This is a genomic window from Streptomyces sp. NPDC002845 (assembly GCF_053591955.1).
Window position 1 is genome coordinate 23,686 of record NZ_JBSFUU010000099.1, and the last position, 6,000, is coordinate 29,685.

General features: G+C 69.6%; 4 protein-coding genes and 1 pseudogene. 3 read left to right on the plus strand and 2 right to left on the minus strand.

All coding sequences use genetic code 11. The features are described from left to right. Window positions 1–253 precede the first annotated feature (253 nt). A complete protein-coding gene (aceE, locus tag ACWD3C_RS42020) occupies window positions 254–2,965 on the plus strand; it encodes a pyruvate dehydrogenase (acetyl-transferring), homodimeric type (RefSeq protein ID WP_451152918.1) in 2,712 nt (903 codons plus the stop codon). 280 nt (window positions 2,966–3,245) lie between these two features. On the opposite strand, the gene ACWD3C_RS42025 is transcribed toward aceE, so the two are convergent. Together ACWD3C_RS42025 and ACWD3C_RS42030 are read right to left on the minus strand one after the other, a co-directional pair. After that, the gene (locus ACWD3C_RS42025; RefSeq protein WP_451152920.1) at window positions 3,246–3,386 is read right to left on the minus strand and encodes a methionine/alanine import family NSS transporter small subunit; all 141 of its coding nucleotides are present in this window, start codon (window positions 3,384–3,386) and stop codon (window positions 3,246–3,248) included. Further along, window positions 3,386–4,999, minus strand: coding sequence for a sodium-dependent transporter (locus tag ACWD3C_RS42030; RefSeq protein WP_451152922.1), 1,614 nt, complete (start codon window positions 4,997–4,999; stop codon window positions 3,386–3,388). Before ACWD3C_RS42030 ends, ACWD3C_RS42025 begins: the two co-directional genes overlap by 1 nt. Before the next feature lie 214 nt (window positions 5,000–5,213). Here ACWD3C_RS42030 and ACWD3C_RS42035 point away from each other — a divergent pair. Both ACWD3C_RS42035 and ACWD3C_RS42040 read left to right on the plus strand, forming a co-directional pair. Next, window positions 5,214–5,789: pseudogene (locus tag ACWD3C_RS42035) on the plus strand (helix-turn-helix transcriptional regulator); the annotation flags it as partial. A gap of 146 nt (window positions 5,790–5,935) precedes the next feature. After that, a partial coding sequence (locus ACWD3C_RS42040; protein WP_451152937.1) for a hypothetical protein occupies window positions 5,936–6,000 on the plus strand: 65 nt, incomplete at its 3' end.

Sequence of the window (6,000 nt, forward strand, 5' to 3'; positions counted from 1 at the left end):
ACCCCCGCTCAAACGCACCCCCACCTGCAAAGACCCCAGCCACCACAGGACACCCCGTGCCTCCGTCGGAGACACCCCGTGCCGACTTTCTCGTAATCGAGAAGTTTTGCCCGTCAACCCTTTGATCGATCATCGATCACGGAGTTACAGTCACCGACGGGCTTCCACCAGAGCCCAAGCCCTGTCCTGCCAAAGACCAAGGGCACCCCGACACCCTTCAAGGGAACCCCCTTCGACTGAGGAAGGCGGCGCAATGACCGACTCCAACGCCATCCAGCCGAGCGAGCTCGACCAGCTCCCGGACCGGGACCCGGAGGAGACCGCCGAGTGGCAGGCCTCCCTGGACGCTGTCACCGAGGCGGCCGGGCCGCACCGTGCCGCGTACCTGATGCGCCGCACCCTGGAACGCGCGGAGGGCAACGGCATCGCGCTGCCCAAGCTGCTGGAGACGGACTACGTCAACACCATCCCCACCGCCGCCGAGCCCACTGTGCCCGGCGACGAGGCGATGGAGGCCCGTATCACCGCGTGGAACCGCTGGAACGCGGCCGCGATGGTCACCCGGGGCAGCAAATACGGCGTCGGCGGCCACATCGCCACCTTCGCCTCCGCGGCCTGGCTCTACGAGACGGGCTTCAACCACTTCTTCAAGGGCAAGGACTCCCAGGACGCCACCGGCTCCGGCGACCAGCTCTACATCCAGGGCCACGCCTCCCCCGGCATCTACGCCCGCGCCTTCCTCGACGGCCGCCTGAACGAGACGCACCTCGACAACTTCCGCCGCGAGGCGGGCGGCAACGGCCTGCCCTCCTACCCGCACCCGCGCCGCCTCCCCTGGCTGTGGGAGTTCCCGACCGTCTCCATGGGTCTCGGTCCGCTCTCCGCCATCTACCAGGCACGCTTCAACCGCTACCTCACCAACCGCGGCATCAAGGACGTCTCCGCGTCCCACGTCTGGGCGTTCCTCGGCGACGGCGAGATGGACGAGCCGGAGTCCACGGCCGCCCTGGCACTCGCGTCCCGCGAGGGTCTCGACAACCTGACCTTCGTCATCAACTGCAACCTGCAGCGCCTCGACGGCCCGGTCCGCGCCAACTTCAAGATCGTGCAGGAGCTGGAGGCCCAGTTCCGCGGCGCCGGCTGGAACGTCGTCAAGACGCTGTGGGGTTCCGCCTGGGACGAGCTGTTCGCCCTCGACACCACCGGCGCGCTCGTACGACGGCTCCGCGAAGTACCCGACGCGCAGGTCCAGACGTACCAGACCCGCGACGTCGCCTACATCCGCCAGGACTTCTTCGGCGCCGACCCCGCCCTCGCCGAGATGGCGAAGCTGCTGAGCGACGACAAGATCCTGGAGTGCTTCCACCTCTCGCGCGGCGGTCACGAGGCCCGCAAGGTCTACGCCGCCTACAAGGCCGCGCTCGACCACAAGGGCGCCCCGACCGTCATCCTGGCGCAGACCGTCAAGGGCCACACCCTCGGCGAGGGCTTCGCGTCGAAGAACGCCAACCACCAGATGAAGAAGCTGACGGTGGACGAGTTCAAGACGATGCGGGATCTGCTTGAGCTGCCCATCGCCGACAGCCGGTTCGCCGACGGTGTCGTGCCCTACGGCCACCCCGGCACCGACTCCCCCGAGGTCCGCTACCTCCAGGAGCGCCGCGCGGCCCTCGGCGGTCCGGCCCCGGCCCGCCGTACGCACGCCCTGGCGCCCCTCCCCGCGCCCGCCGACAAGGCGTTCACGTCCTTCGACAAGGGCTCCGGCTCCCAGAACGTGGCGACGACCATGGCCTTCGTCCGCCTGGTCAAGGACCTGGTCCGCGACAAGCAGACCGGGAAGCGCTGGGTGCCGATCGTCCCCGACGAGGCGCGCACCTTCGGCATGGAGAGCCTCTTCCCGTCGCTGGGCATCTACTCGCCCAAGGGCCAGACGTACGAGCCGGTCGACCGCGACCAGCTGATGTACTACAAGGAGGCCAAGGACGGCCAGATCCTCAACGAGGGGATCACCGAGGCCGGTTCGATGGCCGACTTCATCGCGGCGTCGACGTCGTACGCGACGCACGGCGAGACGATGATCCCGTTCTACATCTTCTACTCGATGTTCGGCTGGCAGCGCACGGCCGACCAGATGTGGCAGCTCGGCGACCAGCTCGGCCGCGGCTTCCTCATCGGCGCCACGGCAGGACGGACCACGCTGACCGGTGAGGGCCTGCAGCACGCAGACGGCCACTCCCCCGTCATCGCCGCGACCAACCCGGCCGCGCTGACGTACGACCCGGCCTTCGCGTACGAGATCGCGACGATCGTGAAGGACGGTCTGCGCCGCATGTACGGCGAGGCCGCGCCCGGCGAGGACCCGAACGTCTTCTACTACCTCACCGTCTACAACGAGCCGATGCCGCAGCCCGCGAAGCCGTCGGGCCCCGGCATCGACGAGGGCATCGTCAAGGGCCTGTACCGCTTCAACACGGCGGAGTCGGCCGGTCTTTCGCCCGCCGCCAACGCCCCGCGCATCCAGCTGCTCGGCTCCGGTACGGCGATCCACTGGACGCTCCAGGCGCAGAAGCTGCTCGCCGAGGAGTGGGGCGTGGCCGCCGACGTCTGGTCCGCCACCTCGTGGACCGAGCTGCGCCGGGACGCCCTGGAGGCGGACGAGGCCCAGCTGCGGGGCGATGAGCGTGTGCCGTACATCCGTCAGGCGCTCCAGGGTGCCGAGGGGCCGGTGCTGGCCGTCTCCGACTACATGCGCCAGGTCCCGGACCAGATCGCGCAGTGGGTCGAGCAGGACTACTCCTCGCTGGGCGCCGACGGCTTCGGCCTGTCGGACACCCGCGACGCCGCCCGCCGCCACTTCGGCGTCGACGCCCAGTCCATCGTCGTGGCCGCCCTGGCCCAGCTCGCGCGTCGCGGCGAGGTCAAGGCGACGGCGGTGAAGGAGGCCCGGGAGCGGTACGGCCTGTAAGGCCTGAAACGCCGAGGAGTCGTCGCTGTCGTCGCTTCGGTGAGTTCGGCACCGCCGAGCTACGCCGTCGTGGCGGAGCGCCGTCGCGGCGGACATCCGCATGGCGGCGATGGGCGATGGAAGGAGCCGGCAGTCCCAGGGCTGTCGGCTCCTTCCGGCTCCTTCCGGCTCCTTCCATCGCCGGTCCGTCTCTTCCGCCGTAGTGGCGCTCGGCCACGACGGCGCGGTCCGGCGTTTGCCGAACTCGCTCAGCCCACGAGGCCGCGCGGCATCATGTCGGCTATTCCGCGGTGGGGATCCGGGCCTCGTCGGGCTCCGGTCCCGGGTCGGGGTGGCGGCGCAGCCGGATGATGGCCAGCGCCAGACCGCCCCATACGATGAGAATCGCGATGATCATCATCACGACGGCGCCGGCGGACATCAGCGGTCCTCCTTTCCGTGCCTGTCGTGCCTGTCGTGCCTGTCGCCCTTGTCACCCTTGTCGTCCTTGTCGTGCTTTCGGTGGGCCTCGGCTTCCTCGGCGGTCTCCATGTCCAGGTCGATCAGCCCGCCCCGGGGCGCCTTCCACGGGATCAGGGAGAGCAGTACGCCGACCACCAGCGCGCCGATCGCCACGCTCCAGCCCGCGCCCAGCAGGAATTCGGTGGAGTAGCCCTCGTAGTTCTCGTCGAACTCGTCGCGCAGGCTGTCGACCATCATCCAGCCCAGCCCGAACGGGGTGATGACGCCGAGGCAGATCCGCCACCAGTGGTTGAGCCGGACGGCGGAGGTGGCGTCGGCGTCCCGCTGGAGCTCGGGCAGCTTCCGCATCAGCCAGGCCACCGCGATCACACCGACCAGCGCGGCCATCGCGATGCCGTACTGGTTGATGAAGTGGTCGGAGGCGTCGAGGAGGAAGACGCCCTCGTTGGTCGGGAACAGCAGGATCGAGACGACGGCCACAGCACCGCCGACGCCGAAGACGGCGGGGATGCGGTGCAGCCCGGTGCGGTCCTGCACGGCGGAGACGACCACCTGGACGATGGAGATCAGCGAGGACAGCCCCGCGATCACCAGCGACACGAAGAAGATCACGCCGAACAGACCGCCCAGCCACATCTCGGAGATGATCGTCGGGAAGGCCACGAAGGCCAGCCCGAGGCCCTCGGTCGCCGCCTTGTCGACCGGCACGCCCGCGGTCTGCGCCATGAAGCCCAGGGTGGCGAACACCCCGATGCCGGCGAGGATCTCGAAGGAGCTGTTGGAGAACCCGGCGACCAGGGCGGAGCCGGTGAGGTCGGCGCGGCGCCGCAGATAGGACGCGTAGGTGACCATGATGCCGAAGCCGATCGACAGCGAGAAGAAGATCTGGCCGTAGGCGGCCACCCAGACGCTGCCGTTGCCGAGTTCGGACCAGTCGGGCCGGAAGAAGGCGTCCAGGCCCTCCGCCGCCCCGTCCAGGGTGAGGGCCCGGATCACCAGGGCGGCGAAGAAGACGATCAGCAGCGGGATGAAGATCTTGTTGGCCTTCTCGATGCCGCGCCGGATGCCGAACCCCAGGATGACCAGCACCACCACCCAGACGGCGATGAGCGGCCACAGCACCCCGGAGACGTATCCGGAGACAAAGCCGGGCGCGTCGGCGGTCTTGAGGAAGCTGCCGAAGAGGAAGCCCTCCGGGTCGTCGCCCCATGCCTGGTTGGCGGAGAATCCGACGTAGCGGACCGCCCAGGCGATAATGACCGCGTAGTAGGTGGCGATCACGAAGGAGATCGCCACCTGCCACCAGCCGATCGCTTCGGCCGGGCGGGCCATCTGCCGCAGCGCGGCGGGGGGCGAGGTCCGGTATCTGCGCCCGATCGCGTATTCCATGATGAGCAACGGGATACCGGCCGTGAGCAGAGCGATGAGGTAGGGGAAGAGAAAGGCGCCGCCGCCGTTCTCGTAGGCGACGGCCGGAAAGCGCCAGATGTTGCCGAGACCGATGGCGGAGCCGATCGCCGCCAGCAGGAATCCCGTACGTGTGGCCCATTGTTCGCGGGGTTGATTCGCCATGTGCGTGTCCTCGTCCAGGGACGTCCCGATTGAACCGCTGAACCTCTCAAACCGATTGAACCGCTGAACCACTGAACCGTCGAACCGTCAAACCTCTGAAACCGAACCGCTGAAGCCGTGAAACCTTGAACTCTGCCCGACGTTAACAGCGGCTCCGGGCCCACCACAGGGTGCGTACACCCACGCAGGTGAGGCACCCTGCAGAATGGCGGTCATGCGTGCCGCACGGCTGATCAAGATGGTGCTGCTGCTCCAGTCCCGGTCGTCCATGACGGCCGCCGAACTGGCCCGGGAGCTGGAGGTGTCCGAGCGGACCGTGACCCGGGACGCCCAGGCGCTGTCCGAGGCGGGGGTTCCGGTGTACGCGGACCGGGGACGGGCCGGTGGCTACCGGCTGATCGGCGGGTACCGGACCCGCCTCACCGGACTGCACCGCAGCGAGGCCGAGGCTCTGTTCCTGTCCGGCGTTCCGGGACCGTTGCGCGAGATGGGCCTGGAGGACGCCGCCTCCGCCGCCCGGCTGAAGGTGTCCGCGGCCCTCCTCCCCTCCCTGCGGGACGCCTCGCAGACGGCGGCGCAACGGTTCCACCTGGACGCGCCCGCCTGGTTCCAGGACCCGGAGACCCCCGCGCTGCTCCCCACCGTCGCCGACGCCGTCTGGGACGACCGCCCGCTCCTCGCCCGCTACCGGCGCGGGGAGGCCGAGGTGGAGCGGGAGTTGGAGCCGTACGGGCTCGTGCTGAAGGCGGGTGTCTGGTATCTGTGCGCGCGGGTTGCTAGAGCGGGGGCGGGCTCAGGGTCTGGGTCTGGGTCTGGGTCCGGGGCTGGGCCAGGTCCCGGTTCAGGGTCCGGGTCGGGGTCCGGGGCGAGGCCGGGGTCCGGGGCGAGGCCGGGACCCGGATCGGGGCCGGGACCCGGATCGGGGCCGGGACCCGGATCGGGGCCGGGACCCGGATCGGGGCCGGGACCCGGATCGGGGCCGGGACCCGGATCGGGGCCGG

Excerpts from the sequence above, each read along its gene's own strand:
- aceE (WP_451152918.1), top strand. The coding sequence starts at position 254 with ATGACCGACTCCAACGCCATCCAGCCGAGCGAGCTCGACCAGCTCCCG.
- ACWD3C_RS42025 (WP_451152920.1), bottom strand. The coding sequence starts at position 3,386 with ATGTCCGCCGGCGCCGTCGTGATGATGATCATCGCGATTCTCATCGTA.
- ACWD3C_RS42030 (WP_451152922.1), bottom strand. The coding sequence starts at position 4,999 with ATGGCGAATCAACCCCGCGAACAATGGGCCACACGTACGGGATTCCTG.